This window comes from Scytonema sp. NUACC21 (assembly GCF_054684315.1).
The window spans coordinates 172,802-194,558 of record NZ_BAAFZH010000101.1 but is presented as its reverse complement, the minus strand read 5'-3'; the positions used below and the strand labels follow the sequence as shown (position 1 = coordinate 194,558).

19 protein-coding genes are annotated in these 21,757 nt (G+C 41.5%); 6 read left to right on the top strand and 13 right to left on the bottom strand.

From position 1 onward, the window contains the following. Positions 1 to 339 precede the first annotated feature (339 nt). On the bottom strand, positions 340 to 2,955 hold the full coding sequence (locus ACYRY3_RS33260; protein WP_460205934.1) for a CHAT domain-containing protein: 2,616 nt from the start codon (positions 2,953 to 2,955) through the stop codon (positions 340 to 342). 395 nt (positions 2,956 to 3,350) lie between these two features. Next, positions 3,351 to 5,369, bottom strand: a complete 2,019-nt coding sequence (locus ACYRY3_RS33255) for an AAA-like domain-containing protein (RefSeq protein ID WP_460205933.1) — start codon at positions 5,367 to 5,369, stop codon at positions 3,351 to 3,353. Positions 5,370 to 6,084: 715 nt separating this feature from the next. Here ACYRY3_RS33255 and ACYRY3_RS33250 point away from each other — a divergent pair. After that, complete coding sequence (locus ACYRY3_RS33250; protein ID WP_460205932.1) at positions 6,085 to 6,378, top strand: hypothetical protein; 294 nt, start codon at positions 6,085 to 6,087, stop codon at positions 6,376 to 6,378. Positions 6,379 to 6,623: 245 nt separating this feature from the next. On the opposite strand, the gene mutS is transcribed toward ACYRY3_RS33250, so the two are convergent. From mutS to ACYRY3_RS33220, 6 genes are all read right to left on the bottom strand, one after another. Beyond that, entirely contained in the window at positions 6,624 to 9,215 is a 2,592-nt protein-coding gene (gene mutS / locus ACYRY3_RS33245; RefSeq protein WP_460205931.1) for a DNA mismatch repair protein MutS, read from the bottom strand. A 99-nt stretch (positions 9,216 to 9,314) separates the two neighbouring features. Then, positions 9,315 to 9,947, bottom strand: coding sequence for a DUF4276 family protein (locus ACYRY3_RS33240; protein WP_460205930.1), 633 nt, complete (start codon positions 9,945 to 9,947; stop codon positions 9,315 to 9,317). Then, positions 9,941 to 11,125 carry an AAA family ATPase gene (locus ACYRY3_RS33235; RefSeq protein WP_460205929.1) on the bottom strand — a complete coding sequence of 395 codons (1,185 nt, stop codon included), beginning with the start codon at positions 11,123 to 11,125 and terminating at the stop codon, positions 9,941 to 9,943. The genes ACYRY3_RS33240 and ACYRY3_RS33235 overlap by 7 nt, the downstream gene beginning before the upstream one ends. 30 nt (positions 11,126 to 11,155) lie before the next feature. After that, on the bottom strand, positions 11,156 to 12,274 hold the full coding sequence (locus ACYRY3_RS33230; protein ID WP_460205928.1) for an AI-2E family transporter: 1,119 nt from the start codon (positions 12,272 to 12,274) through the stop codon (positions 11,156 to 11,158). 207 nt (positions 12,275 to 12,481) lie between these two features. Beyond that, positions 12,482 to 12,910 carry an NUDIX hydrolase gene (locus ACYRY3_RS33225; RefSeq protein ID WP_460205926.1) on the bottom strand — a complete coding sequence of 143 codons (429 nt, stop codon included), beginning with the start codon at positions 12,908 to 12,910 and terminating at the stop codon, positions 12,482 to 12,484. A gap of 72 nt (positions 12,911 to 12,982) precedes the next feature. After that, a complete protein-coding gene (locus tag ACYRY3_RS33220) occupies positions 12,983 to 13,387 on the bottom strand; it encodes a hypothetical protein (protein WP_460205925.1) in 405 nt (134 codons plus the stop codon). Between the two features lie 222 nt (positions 13,388 to 13,609). On the opposite strand from ACYRY3_RS33220, the gene folD reads away from it, so the two are divergent. The 3 genes from folD (at position 13,610) to ACYRY3_RS33205 (ending at position 16,134) form a co-directional block, all read left to right on the top strand. After that, positions 13,610 to 14,488, top strand: a complete 879-nt coding sequence (gene folD / locus ACYRY3_RS33215; protein WP_460205978.1) for a bifunctional methylenetetrahydrofolate dehydrogenase/methenyltetrahydrofolate cyclohydrolase FolD — start codon at positions 13,610 to 13,612, stop codon at positions 14,486 to 14,488. Positions 14,489 to 14,617: 129 nt separating this feature from the next. Continuing rightward, entirely contained in the window at positions 14,618 to 15,544 is a 927-nt protein-coding gene (gene crtE, locus ACYRY3_RS33210; RefSeq protein ID WP_460205924.1) for a geranylgeranyl diphosphate synthase CrtE, read from the top strand. A gap of 116 nt (positions 15,545 to 15,660) precedes the next feature. Next, complete coding sequence (locus ACYRY3_RS33205; RefSeq protein ID WP_460205923.1) at positions 15,661 to 16,134, top strand: divergent PAP2 family protein; 474 nt, start codon at positions 15,661 to 15,663, stop codon at positions 16,132 to 16,134. 17 nt (positions 16,135 to 16,151) lie between these two features. Here the strand turns inward: ACYRY3_RS33205 and ACYRY3_RS33200 are convergent, their stop codons facing one another. The 4 genes from ACYRY3_RS33200 to ACYRY3_RS33185 form a co-directional block, all read right to left on the bottom strand. Next, positions 16,152 to 16,808 (bottom strand): hypothetical protein, encoded by a 657-nt coding sequence (locus ACYRY3_RS33200; RefSeq protein ID WP_460205922.1) that lies wholly within the window; start codon positions 16,806 to 16,808, stop codon positions 16,152 to 16,154. A gap of 126 nt (positions 16,809 to 16,934) precedes the next feature. Beyond that, complete coding sequence (locus ACYRY3_RS33195) at positions 16,935 to 17,264, bottom strand: MgPME-cyclase complex family protein (protein ID WP_460205921.1); 330 nt, start codon at positions 17,262 to 17,264, stop codon at positions 16,935 to 16,937. A gap of 119 nt (positions 17,265 to 17,383) precedes the next feature. Beyond that, the gene (locus ACYRY3_RS33190) at positions 17,384 to 18,043 is read right to left on the bottom strand and encodes an ester cyclase (RefSeq protein WP_460205920.1); all 660 of its coding nucleotides are present in this window, start codon (positions 18,041 to 18,043) and stop codon (positions 17,384 to 17,386) included. 94 nt (positions 18,044 to 18,137) lie between these two features. Then, on the bottom strand, positions 18,138 to 18,860 hold the full coding sequence (locus ACYRY3_RS33185) for a pyridoxine 5'-phosphate synthase (protein WP_460205919.1): 723 nt from the start codon (positions 18,858 to 18,860) through the stop codon (positions 18,138 to 18,140). Between the two features lie 139 nt (positions 18,861 to 18,999). Between ACYRY3_RS33185 and ACYRY3_RS33180 the strand changes: the two genes are divergently transcribed. Continuing rightward, positions 19,000 to 19,446 carry a nuclease A inhibitor family protein gene (locus ACYRY3_RS33180; protein ID WP_460205918.1) on the top strand — a complete coding sequence of 149 codons (447 nt, stop codon included), beginning with the start codon at positions 19,000 to 19,002 and terminating at the stop codon, positions 19,444 to 19,446. A gap of 211 nt (positions 19,447 to 19,657) precedes the next feature. On the opposite strand, the gene ACYRY3_RS33175 is transcribed toward ACYRY3_RS33180, so the two are convergent. Further along, on the bottom strand, positions 19,658 to 20,503 hold the full coding sequence (locus ACYRY3_RS33175) for a DNA/RNA non-specific endonuclease (protein ID WP_460205917.1): 846 nt from the start codon (positions 20,501 to 20,503) through the stop codon (positions 19,658 to 19,660). Positions 20,504 to 21,009: 506 nt separating this feature from the next. Between ACYRY3_RS33175 and ACYRY3_RS33170 the strand changes: the two genes are divergently transcribed. Beyond that, on the top strand, positions 21,010 to 21,756 hold the full coding sequence (locus tag ACYRY3_RS33170; RefSeq protein ID WP_460205916.1) for a ferritin-like domain-containing protein: 747 nt from the start codon (positions 21,010 to 21,012) through the stop codon (positions 21,754 to 21,756). The last annotated feature ends 1 nt before the right edge of the window (position 21,757 follow it).

Genomic DNA, 21,757 nt, shown 5'->3' with positions numbered 1-21,757 from the left:
GTTGCTATCAAAAACATCTTTGTAAGATTAACTTACAGACCTACGGGCTTGCTTGTCGCCTCCTCAACTGCAACTCTTTACTTTCAAACCTCTAGCTTTAACAGCATTTCCTATCTGCAGGAGGAACAGAACCAGTAAATTTGTTGATGGCGAATGTGGCGTAATAACTGGTTAGAGCAGCAAGGGCATAAATTCATCATATTTTTTATCTTTCATCCTTTATCTTTTATCTTTTATCTTTTATCCTTCATCCTTCATCCTTCATCCTTCATCCGGTTTTGTTGGGTTTCGTTCCTCAACCCAACCTACGGGTATTGGATGTAAGGGATCGGGGCTATATCAAAGCCAGTTTCCCACCAAAACAAAAGGTGACCAGTAATAAGGATGCTTGTACTGGGATGAGTGTAATAAAGACACCTGTGCTTGACGCAAAGCCTCTGCTTTAGTCACCTTTTTTTGAGTGAGAATGCGGTAAAATTCAGATATGAGTTGAGCCGTTGATTTATCCTGTACTGACCAAAGTGTTGCTAGAGTACTCCTCGCCCCAGAGCGCACTGCAACACCAGCTAAACCTAAAGCAGCTCTATTGTCCCCTTTAGCAGTTTGGCACGCACTCAAAACCAAAAGTTCAATCGGTTTTTGTTCATCTCGTATTTTTAGCAGTCTATCCAAATCTTTAACCTGAATGCGGTCATCCCAAGTGAGAAGAAAAGTATCTTCAGCTTTTGAGCTAAACTGACCGTGGGTTGCTAAATGGACTATAGAAAAAGGTGTAGTTTCTACTCGCTTTTGGAGGTTGGAACGAGTAAAGTCCCGATTTAGCAAAACTTTAGCTGAGAACTTATTCAAGATTCTTTGAATTTCTGTTTCAACACCCGGTAAAGCAGAAAAACCTTGTCGTGCTTCAGTCAATCCTGCTGCTAAGGTTTTGAGTTTCTGTAGAGAAAGTGTTAGCGAAGCTTGTTTAAAGGAGGATGGCGATTCTAAAAGTTGCAATCCTGGAGTCAGTGCAATGTCGTACTTTTCTACTAAATACTGCTTGCCATCATGAAGCACTGACATTGGAACATTGCGTAAGAATCCATCAAGGACAAACACTAAAGTTTTAATTTCTTGTCGTTCTAACTCTGCTTGAACAGGGCGAAGCAACCAATTATAAACTTTTTGCGCGGTAGGTAGTATCTCAGAAGGTAAGAAAACTGGGTTCAAATACTGGCGAAGTTCCTCAAACACCTTTGTTGCTTCTTCTTGTGAAAGGGGAGTTCCATAATGCTGTAAGGGTTGTCCGGGTAGGGAAAGAACTACCTCTAAACGTTGGTCTAAAACGATAGGATAAATGACGGCTGCTTTGCGATCGATCTGCTCAATGGGTTTAGATTTGTAAGTTAAGCAAGCTTCCCGAAAAAAGTTGTCTAACTCCGCTATCTGTAGCGTTTCAATAAGTTCCCGAGAACGTTGGAGGTGTTTTTGCTTGGTCGTTTCCGGTAGGCTGTTTGCAGTTTGTAAGAGCAATTGCACTAACTGACGGTACACTGGCTCAACTCGATCGCGGAAGGAAAACTGCACTTCAGAATTCACTCCTACTAGATCCTGACGCAAAGATTGTAATTTATCAACTGCTTGGTTGTAAACTGCGATCGCTTCCGTTATGTTTTCTTGAGCTTTCAAAATTCTCCCTTGCTGCCAGTACCAAGTTGGTGTAATGTCTGTTGCTCCTGTACCTTGTGCTATGGAAATTGCCTGTTGTGTGAGTGCAAGTGCTTCCGACCATTGTTGTCTTTGTTCGTATAAATGCCCCAATTCTCCTAACGCGTATGATTCTGCTCTTGAATCTTTCAAGTCTCTCGCTTGTCCTACTGCTTTGGTTAAAAGTCGGGCAATATCTAGTGTCATTTGTCCAGTGTCATTTGTCTGGTTTTTTTCATCGCTTTCTAAAAACCAACCTTTTATGACACTAGATAAGTCCATCAGATTTTTTGCAAAATTCACTTGGGCATAGACAACAGCCCGACTTGCAGGCATATTTGCTATATTTGATTGGATTTGGGGGAGCAGTGCAAGTGCCGATTTTATTTGCTTGATTTTAATCAAGATGCTCAGTTGGTTCAGTTGGGCTTCGAGTTGAGTGTGGGGAGAGGTTGCTGTATCCTTTGCTTGTTGGTAGAGATTTAATGCAGTTTCAAAGTCCGCCCGCGCCTTAGCAGTATTCCCCAATCTAAAAAGGGTTTCCCCAATATCTGATGGAGAATTCAGCTTTTTGGCAATAGCTAAACTTTCAGATAAAACGGTTTGGGACAACTGCAATTCTCCTATCACTTGCAGGGTGACCCCCAAACTGTACAATCCCCTAGCCTTGAGAAGGGAGTCGGGCAAAACAGCAAGGTCTTGATTCACTTGCTCTAGAGTGGTTCGCGATCGCCTGTACAACCCCAAAGTTTGCAAAGCTTGGGCTTGGTTAATTTTGCTGAGAATAATTCCTGTAAGGTCTTGAATGGAACGATAGCGAGCTTCCGTCAATTTCCAAGTTTCCAGAGCCCTTTCTATCTGACCGATTTTAAATTGAAGATTACCCAAAGTATTTAAGGCTTGAGCATAAACAAAAGAGTCTTTAATCTTTTTTAGCAAATTAAAAGCTTTGTTGAGAGCTTTTTGCGATGCGTCCCACATTCCCAAGTCTTGATACACAATAGCGAGATAGTTGTAACTTTTGGCTTGATTGCTGAAATCTCTCCGTTGAGCAAATACAGAGGCTGCTTGTTCCCAAACTTGTGCAGCTTCTGCGTATCGTCCTGCATCATAAAGTTGCTTGCCTTGTTCAATTTGGGAAACTTTCGAGTCGGTTATCAGCGGTGAGGAGTTGCCCACAACCCTAGCGTAGCCTGCAAAATATGGTAGAACAATTATTACAAGCAACAAAGTTAGTAATAGCAGAACTAAGTTAATCTTTATCTTCACAGCAGTTTCAAATTGTAATAAAAACTTCTTGCCAATTTATCTAAACCCTTGCTTATGCAACACTATCCTTTGCATATGTAAACTTGGTTTAACAGCTTCTAAATGTGAAGGTATGGAAAATTCTGCAATTTTCTTTTTTTAATTAAACATATGTAGAGACTTCTCTATTTATATTTAGCCTCTATATCATTTGTAGTGCTGTATGTGATTCAAATAAGAAACAAAATAATTCGTTGATTGCCAATTTCAAAGTATTGTATCCAGCTATAAAATCCTACTTGATTTTTGAAACACACGTAGGGTGAGTTCTACCCCAGCAATTGAACAATGATGGACAGTGCCCACCCTACTAGACTCTACATAATTTATGATGCTGTCTTTAAAAACGCAATAGCTTATCTTGGTAAATGCAATACTTTTTGAGAAATAAAACCCCTTTCATTTAAAGTAGAACGGGCACTCACGCAATCGCGACCTTGCCTTTTCGCCTGAAACAATGCTTCCTCCGCAGCATTTATTAGTAAATCTGGCGAACTTTGAGGGCTAGGTATGACAGATGCAACTCCAACACTGATAGTCAGGACTTCAGCAGGCAATCCATCAACCCCAGACAAATTATATGGAATTTCTAGCAATTTGACATTTTTCCGCGTATTTTCTGCAATTTGTACCCCTTCATTAAGGTTGACTTGAGGCAATATAGCTGCAAACTTTATACCCCCGTAACGTACCACGAGGGATACTTTGTGATTCATGCACTCAGCTATGGCAAGGGAAATCTTTTGCAAAGCAGCATCTCCAGACCCATAACCATGTGCGTCGTTATACCAATTAAAATAATCAACTTCACACACAACGAGTGACAAGGGCAAAAACTCTTTTCCCAACTGTTGCCAAAACGTTTCTAGATACTGTTTGATGTAGGTACGACTGACAGTTTGAAAGAGTTGCCCAACTTTGGGAAAAGGTTGGGTTTGTGGTTTTTCTTGAGTTGATTGTTGCAGTTGAGCATCTAGAGGTTTTTCTGCCAATTGTTGGCTAAAATAAAGGCGATACAGGTGACAGCTTGGTTTTGCCAAATTACCATCCAGTTGTATCAGACCCATACTTTCTAATTTAAAGGCTGCAAGTGCGTCTAATTGGACACTCGTATCAGCAGTTACCACTTGTAGTAGTGCTGATGCTAGTTCTGGTTGTTCTCGAAGCATCGTCAGATGATGGCGCAAGTGGTGACTGTAGATACCTGCTGCTGTAGGTGATGTTTCCAACAACTCCTGTAGTGTCATCTCCCCACGATGCAAGTGATAGAGGGCGAGGTTGATCAGATAAGGGTGCCCTCCCACCATTGCCATTAGCTGCTGACTTTGATTGTCATCAATCCAATTGAATCCATAACGAGACGCCAAATCTTGTACTTCCTCTAAGGTAAATTGAGGAAGCTTAATTGATAGCCCCACGTTAAAGGGGGATTGATGGATTTTGAGAGGTATGTGTATTTCTGTGGAATGAACTATGACCAAACGCAGATTCTGCCAAATTTCTACTGTCCGTGCCACTTCATGCCAAAATCGCAACATCGCCAGAAAATCATTGGCTATTTGGAGATGCTCAAAAAGTCTGTTGACTTCATTTAAAGCCAAGACGATGGGACCATTTACCCGATCTAGTACGTACTCCTCAAAATAAATTTTGCAGCTCACCTTACTGCCCATGTCCTCATCCCAGTAATCATCAAGCTTGTAGTTGAGGTTCAACTGTCTGCTGACATTGGCACAAAACCAGCGCAAAAATTTGTCGAGGGAAGTAAAAACAGTTTCGTCAGTCTCCTGGAAATCTATATAAGCAATTTTGTACCCAGAATTTTGAGCGCAAGTTATCATCCGGTTGAGCAAAGAACTTTTGCCCATTTTTCTTGGGGCTTTGATGCGGATGAGGCACCCCGGTTTGTCTAGTTCCTTGTACGCTAGTTCTTCTACTCGCAAGCGATTGATGTAGAGGGGAGAGTTAAGCGGTACGGGTCCTCCAGGATACTCTATGTCTGTTTTTATTTTCTCTACCTTAGGTATAGTATGCAAATGAATTTGTTTATGAGATTCTGTGATAGTGTCTCCTGGTTCTTGCTTTTCGATACCTTGTTGTGCCTGTAGGTGATTCGCTCCTTCAATTTGCTGATACTGCGCTAAAACAAGATGCAAATTTTTTTTTGTTACCCTTTGTCCAATTGCTTCCGAAAGGTCATGCCACAATTGAGACCCTACCTCTTTAAAGTAGTTGCTACCGTAGCCAGAATCTCGCGCCATTTCACCATAGCCTTTTCCGAGCCACGATTGATGCAAGATCAATCGTTCAATGGGGCTAAGCTGTCTAGATAGCAAGACTTGCTCCACAACATCTAGAACTAGATCACCATTCATTTATTATAGTTAGCGTATTCCTATGTAAGATTTTATTCTAAAATATTACGGCAACTTCATCATTTAACGCAAGGGATACGATCGCTAGGTCAATGCGATCGTATCCCTTGCATCTCCTAGAATTTATAAAATTTATTTTTTCTCTTCATTACATAAATTTATCTGATTAAGTGCCCAAGCAAGCCCGGTTTGCTTCACAATTCACAGACAATTCATGTTTAAAATTTAACACTTATTTAAGTATTATTTTCAGATTGGTTGTTACGAAGTTTTATACAGTTTTTACAATAAGCCTAAGTCATATTAAGTCCGGTTAATTAGTTATTATTAAACAATCTGTGTAAAAACCGGAAAACCCTCTCCCCATCTCCCCCTCTCCCCATCTCCCCATCTGCCTTAATGATAAGTCTTTACCCGGACATGATATTAGTTAGGGCTGGGAGTGGTTAGTAGGCTGGAGAGTATCTCAATCTTTGTTGACATAGCTAAGTTTTTTTGCACCCACCTACTTAGCTTTCAAAATAGTTATATTTAATTCTGCTCACCTACTTATTACAATTCAAAAAATGTTTGGAATAGATACTAGGTAGGAGCAATCCTGCTTTGCACCCCGATAAACCATCGTTTTTTCCATCCAATTGTTATTCAAACTAATATAAAGTAAGATGCAGTCTATCTAAAACTAATACAGTTATTTCGATCCTGAGGTAAAAACATGAGAGTTTGGTTGGCTTGCTTTTTTGTACTATTTGCTTTAGCTGAGTTTTTTGACTGGCTCAAGGAATTTCAGTTGCCTTTACCCATTTATATATTGGGTGGGGCATTTTTAGCTGTTGCTTCCAACTATGACAAACTCTTTGGTTCCTATTTTAATAATGCTGCGATCGCTGAAGCGAGTTTGGAGCAATCTCAGTTAAATTCATCACTTGAATACCCTTATCCTTATTCGATCCCCGCCGCCAATTCTCCGGCACTTAAAGATACTCAAAAATCTGAAATAGAAAGTTAAGTAAGTCGGCATAAATAAACACAATTAGGAGTTAGGGCTGTTAGTGGTTAGTGGTTAGTAGTTAGTAGTGACTGGGTTTTCAAGCTTTTTACAGCAGAAAATGATTTTTTCATTGTATCAATATTTTATAGTTCTCTGTTTGTCGGTTAAATTTAATAATGTGCCCTTCTTGGAGAGGGCCGCTTTTTAGCTTAGGTGCGGGTTTGCTTCTTCCGCACCTTTTCTCATACTCCATTGCACTGATACTACTCTAGGTTCTGCAAACCGATCGCAATCTTACTGTGCTTTTCAATCTGCCCCATAACTTGTCTTGCACGTTGAATGACTACCTTTGGTAATCCTGCCAATCTTCCTGCTTCAATACCATAGGATTTATCTGCACCTCCCGGTTGAACTTGGTGCAAAAAGATAATTTGCTCGGGTAGCTCCTTAACAGTAACTTGATAATTGGCAATATTTGGTAATAATGAAGCCAATTCATTCAATTCATGGTAGTGGGTTGCAAAAATTGTGCGCGATCGGATTTCTGTTGCTAAATACTCCGCTACCGCCCAAGCAATAGAAAGACCATCAAAAGTTGCCGTTCCTCGACCGATTTCATCCAGCAACACCAGTGACTTTGACGTGGCATGATTTAAAATATTTGCTGTTTCATTCATCTCCACCATAAAAGTAGATTGACCTGTTGCTAGGTCATCCACTGCACCTACACGGGTGAAAATGCGATCGCACACTCCCAACTTTGCTTCCCTCGCTGGTACAAAACTCCCGATTTGTGCCATAAGTTGAATCAACCCCACCTGCCTGAGATAACAACTCTTACCACTAGCATTAGGTCCGGTAAGGATAATTAAATCAGGATTGTTATTTGTAATTTGTCCTTGGTCATTTACAAATGACTCTTGACCCAGATACGTAGAATTTGGTACAAAAAACCCAGCTGGCAAAGACTGTTCTACAACAGGATGACGCCCATCGACAATTGTAATTCCTCGCCCTTCAACCATAACAGGACGACAGTAACCCTGGTATATTGCCAACTCAGCCAGCCCGCACAAGACATCTGCTGCTGCTACTGCACGGGAAATATTGCGAATAGCCTCTGCTTGTAAGCCCACTTCCTCTCTTAACGCGACAAAAAGTTCATATTCCAACTGGTTTAAATCATCTCGCGCTGTGAGAATCCGTGCTTCTCGTTCCTTCAACTCTGGTGTAATGTAGCGTTCTTCATTAACTAGAGTTTGTTTGCGTATGTAATTAGATGGCACTTGGTCAGCTTTTGCACGGGAAATACTAATGTAGTAACCAAAAGTTTTGTTAAATCCTACCTTCAGGTTCGGGATTCCCGTTCTTGCTCGTTCATCAACTTCCAAATTAGCAATCCATTTCTGGTCATCTTCAACAGTGGCGCGTCTTTCATCTAACTGAGCATCGACACCAGAACGAATCAAACCACCTTCCTTAATATGTATGGGTGGCGACTCCACTATGTAAGCACGAATTTTCCCTGCTAACTCCTCCATAACTGGTGGTACCTTTTGCAAAGCTTTCAAGAAAGGAGAACGAGCATCTGAAACCAAATTCGCTATTTGCGGCAAACGAGTGAGGGAATCGGCTAAAGCTAGCAAATCTTTAGCATTAGCTGTTCCAGAACCAGTACGCCCTGTCAGTCGTTCTATATCATAAATTTCACGTAATAATTGCCGTAATTCCTGACGCAGGGTATTATTCTCTACAAGTTCTTGAATCGTGTCTTGTCGAGCACGAATTCCTTTAATTTCAAGGAGTGGTTGCAACAACCATCGGCGTAAAGCACGACTCCCCATTGCTGTAGAGGTTTTATCTAATGCCCAAAGCAGAGAGCCAACAAAGGTGCCATCACGGACAGTTTGAGTGATTTCTAGGTTGCGGCGAGTTTGATGGTCAATAATGAGAAAGTCAGTGAGAGTGTAACTGCGTAGTAGTTGTAGTGGAATAGAATTTTCTTTTTGAGTATCTTCCAAATATTCCAGCAACCCACCTGCAGCACGGACAGCAAGAGGAAGGTGTTCGCAACCCAATCCTTCCAAGGAACGTACTTTAAACTTTTGCAACAATCTCGTTCTGGCTTCGCCTTGAGAGAAGGGAAGTTGCGATCGCAAGCTATAACAAAAAGATGGAGGCAAACATTCCGGCAAATGTTCCGATTTTTCGCCGGGGCGCAGTAGACTCCGTAAATCGGGGGCATTAGTAGGAACCAATACCTCCGCAGGTTGCAAGCGCATCAGTTCCTGGGTTAAATGTTCTAGATTACTGCCTTGAGTCGTTAAAAATTCCCCTGTAGAAATATCTGCATAAGCCAAACCCCAATGATCCCCGGCGATGACGACAGCAGCCAAATAGTTATTCCGGCTTGACTTGAGCATTCCTTCTTCCAACAACGTACCTGGAGTTAGAATGCGTGTTACCTCACGGCGAACTAAACCTACAGCCTCCGAGGCATCTTCTACCTGATCGCAAATGACAACAGCGTAGCCTTTTTCTACCAACTGAGTCGTATACCTTTCCCACGCATGGTGCGGTACACCAGTCATGCGTACCCTACCTACTTCGCCCCCATGCTTGCTAGTCAGAACCAGTTCCAGTTCTCGGGCGACAACAATGGCATCTTGAAAAAATGTTTCAAAAAAATCCCCAACTCGATACAAAAGTAGGGCGTGAGGATACTTTTCCTTCACCTCCACGTAGTGCTGATACATCTTGCTGAGTTTACTGCGGTCAACTGTACGGTAATCAGCGATAGGTTCATTGGGGTTATTGGGTTCCGTTGTTTGGAATGGGGAGTGAGAAGCGGTCATGAGTCCTACCAATACACAAGGCTACCTGCCAATATCCGATGATAACCCGATCTGAGTTATACCTGTAGATTGTTCAAGGTTTGTTAACGCTTATGTGCCTCACTTGCTACTTTCAGTAGAAATGTTTATCATTTGAGTAAGTGTTGTAAACAAGCGATCGCAGTGAAAAGAAGCGCTTCGTATCTTCTCTGTCTTTAACATTTCTAAGAGCTTAGAAGCATGTTTTATTTTTTGATACTCACCCTTAGTGGTATTGCCAGTCGCAATCTTAAGGCATGGTTCCAAGCTGTCCTTGTCAATAGTTTCTACATTTGGATTTTTAGGAATTGCATTTTCCTTAAATCCCTGCCCATAAAATTTTTTTAGAGTATCAATGTCAGCAATAAACCATGCCTCCATCGATTGAACCATTAAATGGCAATGACTATCATCAATTTCTGGCACATCCCAATTATCCCTCGTGCTTAAATGCTGCCAAGGAGACTTTTTAACAGGGGCTTCTGCATCAACAAGCAACACATTAAAGGCATCTGGGTGAGATTCCAAAGCATTCTTAAAATCACGGAATGCATTATTACGTGAACCACAGACAGTCATTGCCCATTTTATTTTTTTACTGCGTGCCAGTTCAACAATTTCTTGTAAAAATTTGCTAAATCCTTCCCGAATTAAAGCTTTTGTATTTTTCCCGTCTCCACCACCTTCAAGATAAATACGAATCTCCTTTACCATCGGATGCCTCCTATTTCACCCATTCGCCATAGGTCTCCCAAAGTATAATTTTCCAGCCAACTTTTTAATTTTTCTGGTTCAAGGCGACGTAAATGGCTTCCTTTTTCGTCTCGTTCACATATTAGGACTGATTCAGGTGGGATTGCAGAAACTAAAGCATCGGAATGAGTTGTTACAATAAGTTGTGTTCTTTGTGATGCTTCGATAAGCATTTCAGCAATTGTAGGTAGAATATCTGGATGTAAACCAATTTCTGGTTCTTCAATACATATGAGCGGTGGTGGGGTGGGGTCGAGGAGTAAAGCCATTAAAAATAAATACCGCAATGTGCCATCAGATAAACGATTTGCAGGAATTGGCTTGGTAAGACCTTCTTCCCGAATAAATATCTGTACTGTACCGCCGTATATTTTTATATTTATCTCTTCAGCTAGATTATAAAAAATTTTAATTTTATCTATAATTTGTCTATTTCCTAGCTGATATTGTAAGTTGTTTAAAAAAAGTCCAAGATTACTTCCATCTTCCAATAGAGGATGCTCTACTAAGTCAGTCTTTTGAGGTTTTCTGACTTCTGATTTGTGTCCTACGTACCATTCTCTATAGATTCCAATATTTGAAAAATTGTTACCTAAATATGAAAGTTCTGGATACAAATCTGGATCTTTTCTTTGCGATAAAATTGACTGCTCCAGAATTAACTGTTCTGGTACTATAGAGCGTCGTATTTGTTGTAAATTACTATCCGTCTTTATTTTTAAAACTGGATGACCACTTTGATATCGATAGTAGAAATCAATGTTAGTTTCACCACTATACGGATACTCATTTTCTACTTCTTCTTCTAATAGCTCTAGTCTTTGACCAACTACTGTGAACATTAACCTATAACGTAAACGCTGATTGGGGTAATCAACAGTAAGTTTTACTTCAGCTACTGGAACACCTTTGTCACCTTTCCACAAAAACTCACTCACACCTCCTCCTTGACGAAAGGGCACGAGTAAGTCTGTAGGTGCAGCCTTTAAAATAGTGAGAGCTTCAATTAAATTCGATTTGCCAGATGCATTTGCACCAATTAATACGTTGAGCGGTTGCAACTCGATTTCTTCTCCTTCACTCCCATAGGAAAGGAAGTTTTCCAATCGTAAATTGCGGATAAATCTTTTGCCTTCCACCTAATTCTCCTATTTTGATAATCATTTAAATTATCGTTCTAAAACCACATTGATACTTTCCCCGGAGGCAACACCATCACTTGAAATCTTCTCACCGGGTGGGACTTGAAACCCCCCTGCACGCCAACTATCTGTGACATCTTTGATAAAGCTAGCTATAGGTATAGCAACTAATAAACCTAACAATCCTCCTAATTTGGCTCCTACCAGCAAGGAAATAACTACCCAGACAGGATTTAAACCAGTCAAATTACCCAAAAGACGAGGAGCAACAAAATTAGTATTTATTTGGTCAATGATAACAGCAACAGTTAAAACTTCTATTGCCAACCAAAAATTTTGCAATCCTATTAATAGACTGACTATTGCGATCCCTATGCCCGTGCCAAAGGGAAACAGAGAGAAAAATCCAATACCAATACCAAAAAGTAAAGCTAGGGGCACGCGAAGAGCTAAAAATACCAAAATTAGGATAAATGCAAGCAATGCACCTAAAGTTGCTTGACCGATAAAATAATTTTGGAAGTCTTCTCGTAACAATTGTCGCACTTGTGAGCTAATGTGAGGCGGAAGCCACTGAAAAATACCATCCCAAAGTTGCTCTCCATTTAGTATTAGGTAAATTGTTAATACTACTGTCAGCAATACATTAACCAAACTACCAATGGTATCTACGGCAAAACCAAGAATTTGCCCTGTTAAGGATTGAAGTTGGTTGGAAAACCTATCTAACAATTGAGTCACTAAGCTACTTAAATTAACAGGAAATTCTTGGGTAGCAGCCTGGGTAGCAACCCAGTTTTGAAAAGCTTGAATTTGTAGTGTTCCGGAATCAATCCACTTGGGCAAAAAATTCACCAATTCATTCAATTGTTCCAGAATCAAGGGAACCAAAGTGATAGCTAAAGCTGCAACAATTACTACGGCTAACAGCAACACACTGACAATAGCCAAGTTGCGATTTACCCCTTGTCGCTGCAAAAACCGAATTGGATAGTCTAGAACAAAAGCTAGTAACAGGGCGGCAACTAAAATACTTACTAAAGGTTGGAAATACTGCACAACCTGAAGCAATACCCAACCATTGAGTATGGCGAGGGGAAAGGCCAAACTTAGGCTCAACCATCGTGGTAGTTTGTTTGTAGTCATTAAAAAAAGGATAAAGGATAAAGGATGAAGGATAAAGGATGAAGGGTAAAGGATAAAGGTTGAAGAGTGAAGGATAAAGGATGAAAAACGGGTTGATAGTATAGGTACAAGTCTCTAAATTAAGTGATAGACTTACTTTATATGACCTATTTCATCCTTCATACTTTATACTTCATACTTCATTTCATCCTTCATCCTTCATCCGACCTACTTCAGTTGACTCTCCATAAAATCTAACAAAATACGTTGATGCATTGCTCCCATCGGTCTAACTTCTCCTGCTACTGCTGAATAACAGCTTCCTTGGTGAATAGATTCTGGTGTTACTAAGCCCATATCCCAGCCTTCGTTGAGCACTAATCGATCTAATTCCAATAAAAGGGGTGCATGGAAGACGTGACGAAAAACTCTTTCATCGGAATAACAGCCAAATTTGGAGAATGTTGGCGGTAAATTATAACATATTTCTTCTAAAATTTCTCGCTGTACTGTCTCTTCTGGGGTTTCTCCCGGTTCCATATGTCCGCCAAACAGCGCCCAATGACCGGGGTAGAGAAGATTGGGTTTGTTATCCCTTAACTGCATGAGAAACTTATTTTCTCGGTAAAGAATTGCGATCGCAACTTGCACCTGCATAGTTAGTAGATAGTAGTTTTTGGTCAAGAATACTACTATCTACTAACCAACAACCAATAACTCTTCTGAAACTCATTCCTCCTCTAAATAAACCTCTCCGTATTCTTTCCCAGCTAATGGAATACTTTTGTAACGAATTTTGCCTTTAATTGCGACTGTATCCCCCTCTTTCAAACCAGTTTGATTGGTAATCACCCACATTTTCCCGGTAGAGTCCTTAATTTGGTATGCTTGCTGCTTTAAGAGTGGAACTTTTTTTTCAACCTGTCCTTGTATGTAGACTGTAACGTCATCCTCCCTTGGTGGCTTTATTTCCCGAATCGGGGTAATATTGGTTCCTATGGCATTCCATCCATATCGTTCCATGGAACAACTCAGCAGCCCCGTAACAAGGAGAACCACCAATCCCAAACGTATAGATAAAATGGTGCCGCGTTTGTACGAAAACAATATCTTTAAGTTTTTCATGTTTTGCATATGGCTTACCTCTACTTGCCAATTTTGGCATCAGTACTCCAAGGGTGACAATTTGTATTTGTGAAGTACCAAGAATTGTGAAGGAATGACGTTCTTTTCTTTGAGCGAAACAAACTCTCAACAGATACAACCAATCTGAGAAGATAGTAGACGTGGTATTTGCTACGAATGCGAATTGAGCATATGGCAACGCCACGGCGTAGCGTTGTTCTGGGACTTCTGATGGATACAAAAACAGCCAAACTTCTTGATGGTAAAGCTAAGGCAGGAAAAATTCAGCAAGAGCTTTCTGATACCATTAAAGAGCTACAACCCGAAATAGGACGCCCGCCCGGTTTAGCAGTGTTGATGGTGGGTGATAACCCGGCATCAGCAGCTTATGTGCGTGGAAAGGAACGAGCTTGCGAAAAGATTGGTATTGCGTCTTTTGGTAAACATTTTCCCACAGAGACTACCTCAGCAGAATTGGAAACCGTTATTGCTGCACTCAACAAAGATGAACGAGTAGATGGTATTCTTATACAATTGCCTCTCCCGAATCACTTGGATGCTGTGGCGCTGTTGCATCAAATCGCTCCAGATAAAGATGCAGACGGATTGCACCCCGTAAACATGGGACGACTGGTAAGGGGAGAGACCGGTTTACGCAGCTGTACCCCAGCTGGGATAATGAGTCTGTTAGAAGAATACGAGATCCCTTTGAAAGGAAAGCAAGCAGTGGTTGTGGGACGCAGTATTCTAGTGGGTAAACCACTGGCTCTGATGCTACTGGAAGCAGATGCTACTGTGACTGTAGCTCATTCGCGATCGCAAGACTTACAGTCGATAGCTAAAAGCGCCGATCTTCTGGTAGCAGCAGTTGGTCGTCCAGAATTCATTACTGCTGACATGGTCAAACAGGGCGCTGTTGTGGTAGATGTGGGGATAAACCGCGTGACAGACTCAAGTGGCAATAGTCGCTTAGTAGGCGATGTTGACTTTGACTCTGTCGCTGGAGTCACCGAATTTATCACTCCAGTCCCTGGCGGTGTTGGTCCAATGACTGTAGCGATGTTGATGCAAAATACTGTAAATAGCTATAGACAACGCTCAAAAAATTAGGAATTGTTCGGTGTCTTTTGTCCTTAGTCCATTGCCTAGTGTCCTGATATTTAATACAAATGACTAATGACAAATGACTCTTTCCCGTAAAATTGTTACGTATATAACGGAACTTCAAGGAAATTCAGGATGGTAGCAGCAGATAATCTTCAGACAACTTCAAAAGAAGTAAAATTTGACCTGTTAGCCTATCTCAAAGAGAAACAGCAACTTTGTGACGCAGCTCTGGATAAGTCTATTCCCATAGGTTATCCAGAAACGATATATGAAGCAATGCGCTATTCCCTCCTAGCGGGTGGGAAGCGTTTGCGCCCCATTCTATGTTTGACGACCTGTGAAATGCTTGGCGGTACGGTAGAAATGGCTATGCCCACTGCTATCGCTGTGGAGATGCTCCATACAATGTCGTTGATTCACGATGATTTGCCCGCAATGGATAATGATGACTATCGTCGCGGCAAGTTGACAAATCACAAAGTTTATGGTGACGCTATTGCCATTCTCGCTGGGGACGGCTTACTTGCTTACGCATTTGAGTATGTAGCAACCCAGACTAAAAACGTTCCTGCAGACCGAATCTTGAAGGTTATTGCTCGTCTGGGTCATGCAACTGGTGCGACTGGATTAGTAGGTGGTCAAGTCCTCGATTTAGAATCGGAAGGAAAAACTGATATCTCTGTAGAAACATTGCATTTTATTCACACCCACAAAACAGGTGCTCTTTTGGAAGCTTGTGTGGTATGTGGTGGTATTTTGGCAGGAGCATCATTAGAAAATGAGCAACGGCTGTGTCGCTACTCTCAAAATATCGGGCTTGCCTTTCAAATTGTTGATGACATTCTAGATATCACCGCTACCGCAGAGCAATTAGGCAAAACTGCAGGCAAAGACCAAAAAGCAAACAAAGTCACCTACCCCAGCCTTTGGGGAATCGAAGCATCTCGTTCTAAAGCTCAACAACTTATTGAAGATGCTTGTGCTGAACTTGAACCTTTTGGAGAAAAAGCACAGCCACTGATTGCGATCGCGAATTTTATCACAAGCCGCAATCACTAGGGAATGAAAAATGAATGATGAAAACTTGGCTAGTTTACGAGTCATAATTTATCATTCATAATTCATATCCCTTTTGATATTTCATTTCACAATCATTCTAACTCAAGCAAAATAGCATGCAGAACATAGGCGACATCTTAGAAAACCGAGTGCTTTTCGTAGCACTGGTAGCTAGTTTGATTGCTCAAGGGCTCAAGCTGGTTATTGAGCTGGTGAAAAATCGTAAACTTAACGTGAATGTTCTGGTAGCAACTGGAGGAATGCCCAGTGCTCATTCAGCTTTAGTGACAGCTTTAGCAGCTGGGATTGGACAAACTCTTGGTTGGGCGTCTTCTGAGTTCGCTGTTGCTGTTGTGTTTGCCATTATTGTCATGTACGATGCAGCAGGAGTTCGGCAAGCTGCGGGTAAACAAGCTCGCATCCTCAATCAAATGATTGATGAACTCTTTCACGAACATCCAAATTTTAATGGCGATCGACTCAAAGAACTGCTAGGACACACACCCGTTCAGGTCATAGCTGGTTCGGCTTTGGGCATAACCATATCATGGTTAGCTAAATCTACAGGTGTACTGGTTGTCAGCCCATAGTTCAGCTTTTTTAATTTTTATTGCAAGCGCACAGAGGAACGCAATAGCAATACTTTACGGCTATCAACGAGTACGGCAGAAAAGCCTTGCTCGCTTAGTTTTTGCAATGTACTATATGCATCTTTTTGATTATTTGTATAAACTGCTAGCAGGTAGGGACGTTGTCCGTAGGTAGCAAAACCCACATCTCCTCCCACAACCTCCCGCACTTGATTGGCAACTTCTGGACGATTATAATAATCAACCAATACAGCGTAACCTTCTCCCAACCGCTCGGGTTTATAGTTGACAGCCTGAGATTGTGGTTTATCCGTGGGTCGGGTTGTGATGATAGCAGACAATCCAACAACATGGCTGACGTACCTTGCCCAGCGGTTGGCATCGTCTATATTGCGAAACCCACCTATCCGTGTCACCGTGTCTTTAAGATATCTGCAAGTTACCGTCTTAAGTTCACTAGGTAAAGCGCGACGTAACTGACTTTGATTACCAGGTGTCGGACTAATGACCAATAAAAGATACTCACCTGCACTAGGGGGTTGACAAACGGGAACGTTTTGTTCTTGGGCTAGGGTGAAATTGCTACCTGCCACTAACCCTGTCAATGCTAACAATAAACCACTGACTAAAGATTTTGGTAAACTCTGAAATCTCTGGACAATAGTTTGATACATGATTTTATGAAACTTTTTTCTAAAAAGATCTTATTGAGTCAACGGTCAACGGTCAATGGTCAATAGACAATAGCAAAACTTAATAATACTATTGTAGAGACGCGCCATGGCGCGTCTACCTTAACATCAAGATACGGTAGCCATAGATGCCAAAGCATCCGGGATTTCCGCTGAAGGAGCTTCAAATTCCCCTGTCAAGACGTATTCCAATCGCAATTTCAACCAGGTAATAAATTGGGAATTGGTAGAAACAATTGCCACTGCTGGTTGAGGACACTTCGCCTTGACTTTTGCCATTTGAGGTGCTTCTAGAAAAGCTGGTTGCTTAACCACCCAAAAATCAATTTCTTTTTCTTGCTCGTGATAATGACGAGTGCGCTCTTTCAGCACTTCCTCCATTGGTTCTTCTTGTAGTAAAAACCGTTCACTTGCCAAAACGTAATAGTATTTTTGCATTTTCGTCCTTGATTGATGAAAGATGAAAGGACACAGCGCTACTGACAGTGTCCCACAAAATTACTTAGCATAAAGTACTTAATTCTTGCATGAAAGCGATCGCCACCAACCAGTCACTCCTAACTCTTAACACCCCTCATAGCTGTCAGCTTTTTAAGGAACTGACTGTTGTCAAAGTAGTGTTCCACAGACAGGATTTTTAAATCATCAGTGACACGTGCCACACTCATACCGACGATTTCCACTGTCTCTCCTGTTGGCGCACAGTCTTTGTAAGCACCGCTAAAAGTGCCCCAATGCCGCCATTTAAACGTAACAGTTGGGGGACCAGAGAAAACCTCCAAAACTTCCCAAAGAAATCCTTTAGGAAATGCCGTGCGGAACAGTTTTCCTGATGATTCAAAAGTTTCAACAGAAGCCTTGTAATCTTCAGTATCGGGCATAAACAGATTGTAAGTTCCTGCTTTTGATACATCTGATGCCATGTACGCCGCGCCCCCATTACTGCTCATGCGAAACTGTTCGTTCACAACAGACAGCCACTGAGAAGGGTTAGTTTTGAAAGACGCTTCCATCTCAAAGGTTCTAACCAAATTTTGCACGATCGCTTCGAGTGAACCTTCAAGGTGTTTGCACTGACTTTCTTTTGCAAGACCTTCTTTAGACTCAGAATAATCAGGAGGAGTTTGGTATCTCCACTCCGCACCGCCACTGTTGGCGATGACTGTATCTCTGTCCTGTACCCAAAGAGGAAGGTTGTTCGACTGTTCTGCTTTCATAGAAGCCTCTAGTTCAGCTTTGACTTGTGAAATAAAGACAAGTTTTCGGATTTTCGCAGTAACAACCCCTCTATTTCAGTTAAGCATTAACTGTTCACAGTTCTCCCCTTATAGCCAATTTCATTTCGCGGACTGCTCTTTCCATACCCACCAATACCGCCCGACTGACAATAGTATGCCCGATGTTCAGTTCTTCCATGCCAGTGAGGCAAGCTACGGGGTGGACATTCCAGTAAGTCAACCCGTGACCGGCATTCACGCGCAATCCAGCTTGTATGGCTTGCTCGCACCCAGAAGCTAGTAAGGCTAGTTCCTGTTGGCGACTTGTTTCATCTTTTGCTTCAGCATATCGCCCCGTATGGAGTTCAATAAACTTGGCTTGAACCTTGACAGAAGCTTCAATTTGTGCTTTCTCTGCATCGATAAACAAACTAACTGGAATACCAGCGCCTTGCAATTTATCGACTATTGCTCCTATTCTATCAATTTGACCGACGATATCTAGCCCACCTTCTGTAGTGACTTCCTCCCGCTTTTCGGGAACCAAAGTGACGTAATCGGGCTTAACGTCTAAAGCTATGGCAACCATTTCATCAGTCGCTGCCATCTCCAAATTCAGATGGGTTCTCACAGTTTGGCGCAGTAAGCGGACATCTCGTTCTTGGATGTGCCGTCTGTCCTCCCGTAAATGCACGGTAATACCATCTGCACCTCCTATTTCTGCCAATACCGCCGCAGCCACGGGGTCCGGTTCCACTGTCCGTCGCGCTTGCCGAACAGTAGCGATATGGTCTATGTTTACACCAAGCGTAGGCAACCCTAGTCTCCCTATTTACAATCCTCAGGTCTTGATTTTACCGGAAATCTACGACGTGAGTTGGGCACCACTCCCTAATTGGCAAAGTTAAATTATATTTAGATGCAATAAAATAAAGAGGAGCAATCTATATTATTCTTTGTCTCTAACTAAAAACTTGAGCCATTCCGATAAACTAACCAGTCACAGTCAATGCTTGATTGAAATTCTTCAACAAGCATCAGAAAACTTGCTATTTATAAGCGAGTCAGAATATCCTTTTAAGGTTTTTCTTTGGCAATGTGAGGAACAACAAGATATTACGCCTGAATTCGTTCTTCAAAAAACAGGGCATCCTTTAGATACACCTGTTGCAGTTGTTGATATGGATGATTTTTTTGAAGTCGCGATCGCAGAACAAGATTGGCACAGTCCAGAAGAAAAAGCCGCCGCTAAAAAGTATCAAAACCTTGTCAAAGTCCTGAAAGCCAATCTCTCTGATATCAGAGTGATAAGAATTGGGAAAATTAATATTAATGTTTATATTATAGGAACAACTTCAGATGGTAACTTAGCTGGGCTCTCCACTCAAGTAGTAGAAACTTAAGCGTTGTTCATATAAACGACATAAGGTAAAGATTTACACCTTAGCTTTTTCCGTATAAAGAGTAGGGAACTGTATAGTAGTTTTTATATGCGTGAAGTACACCTAATTGTAAGGGCGAACGCGAGTGCGTGCCGACACAGGAGACATACGACCGAGAGCCCCTACTTTATTTACCTGCAAAATGCTGTAACAAATGACAAATTTAACTTAGCTATTTCTTACGATATCTCCTTGATTTAACATCAGTAACTTGCTCAACTTTAGCTTCTATAATCTGCTGAACAGATGGTTTAGCATTAGAAAGAAAATCATAACCCGTCTTTTGTTCAATAGCATCAACACTCGTTATAAACTCAGACCAGTCAGCATCCCGATTCCCGTCTGTATTGGGAGTATCCACAGCAATGATTCTTGTGGATTCATTAATGCTATTTGCATCTTGATTGGGTGCTGTCACAACAATAATCTTAAAAATTCGGGCAGGAACAGAAACCTTTCCTTGAGCAATAGTTCCTTTTTCACCGTAACCTCCAGCTATAATATGCAATTCATTACCATTAGAAGCTAAAGTTCTAGCATAATCTTCCAGGCGTGCCCAATAACCTTGATTGTTGTCAGGTGCTTGGGGAATGATATTTGTCATGACAAATGTAGCAGCATTATTTTCAGGAGTATTGCTGCGGTCTGCAGAAGGAACCATATGCCCTTTGTCGTAACCGCTTCTCGTATAATCACTAGGAGTCACACGGTACCAGCTTTCTGGAAGGGTACCATCGGGTCGGAAATTATTAGATCTTGGTGCGTCACCCAACCAAGACTGATTTAATTCCCAACTGACCCAGTTTGGAATTCCTTTATCTCTATTGTATGAAAGTACGTATTGAGGTTTTTCTATGAGATAGTTATTTGGCTCAGCCTTACTAGCGTTACTTGGGTTGCCAAATGCTAAGTGAGGATTTGTGGCAGCCTGCTTTGGAAAAAGAATTGTGCATCCACCAATAGTCAGTGTAAGCAGAAGTACCGTTAGTAAAATAAGAAGTTTTTTAGGTGCGAACATAGTAAGTAGGTCGGTAAGAAAAAAAGTAACTGGTGAGGGTCGTCCTTAGTCATTTGTCATTGGTCATTAGTAAGGGTTTTCAATGCATTTATATTTTGTAACATATTTGTGTTTATTTACGCCGACTTACTTACTTATTTAATAAAACTAGTAACTTATGAAGAGACCTATTTGATTGAGACAGGTTTAGAACAAGATGCAACTCTACTAAAGACTAAAACACTATAACAGTCATTTCAATGAGTAGGTTGGGTTGAGGAACAAAACCCAACTGTAACAGTCATTTCAATGAGTAGGTTGGGTTGAGAAACGAAACCCAACATATAATCGAATTGTTGGGTAGGACGAAGTGATACCAACCTACAAAATACATCTGGCGATTTAAGAATCCCTCTCCGGCTACGTTGCAAAGAATGACCAAGCAGTCATGAAAAATTTACTACAACAATCAAAAATGAGAACTACTATAAGAAAAGTAACTTTCTCTCAATCAGTTCCAAGTTCTCATGGACCTCTCGACTTACTTCATGCACCTAGTTGGTTCTGGTGTCAGCGCCTACTACTTAGCTGCTCAAATCCGTGACCCTAAAACTCGCCCTAATGTTCTTGCAGGGTTCCAGTTGGCAGAATCTGGCTCTGTTCCGGTTTTGACTGCACTGAGCGATCGCGCAGCAGCAGAAGGTGATACATGGCTTGCCGAAAAACTGGCAAAACACGCATCAGATGAAACAAGGCACGGTCAAATTTTTGCCCACGCTTTAAAACAACTTAACAAACAAGTTATAGATTTTAAAAATTTGCCAAAAAATCCTCAGGAAAATAAATCGCAAGAAAGGCGCAGCCCTTTCTTTGCCGCTTTCTTCAAAGGGTACTCTCAAGAACAACTCAAACCAGAAGTCATTGATTGGGATGTATTTATGGGTAGCACTTACATCCTAGAGTTAGATGCGAGTAGAGACTTTGTCCGCATGGCAAATGTCTTACCTGACAACGACCCAACCACCCGCAACTTGAAATTGGGAATGTTGAGCATTGCCAAGGATGAAACCGGTCATGCTGCTTATCTTTATGAAGCAATGATGCGACGAATGCCAGCTGCTAGCGTGGAAAAACTTGTAGATGAGTGGCGTACTCGCAAGGTCAATGGCTTATTAGGATTTGCAGGTAATATTTTCCAACGCAAAGATAGTTCCCCTTCCTTAGTGCAAGATGCTGCACCATCAGAAACCAATTCTGAACTGATACCCGCATAAA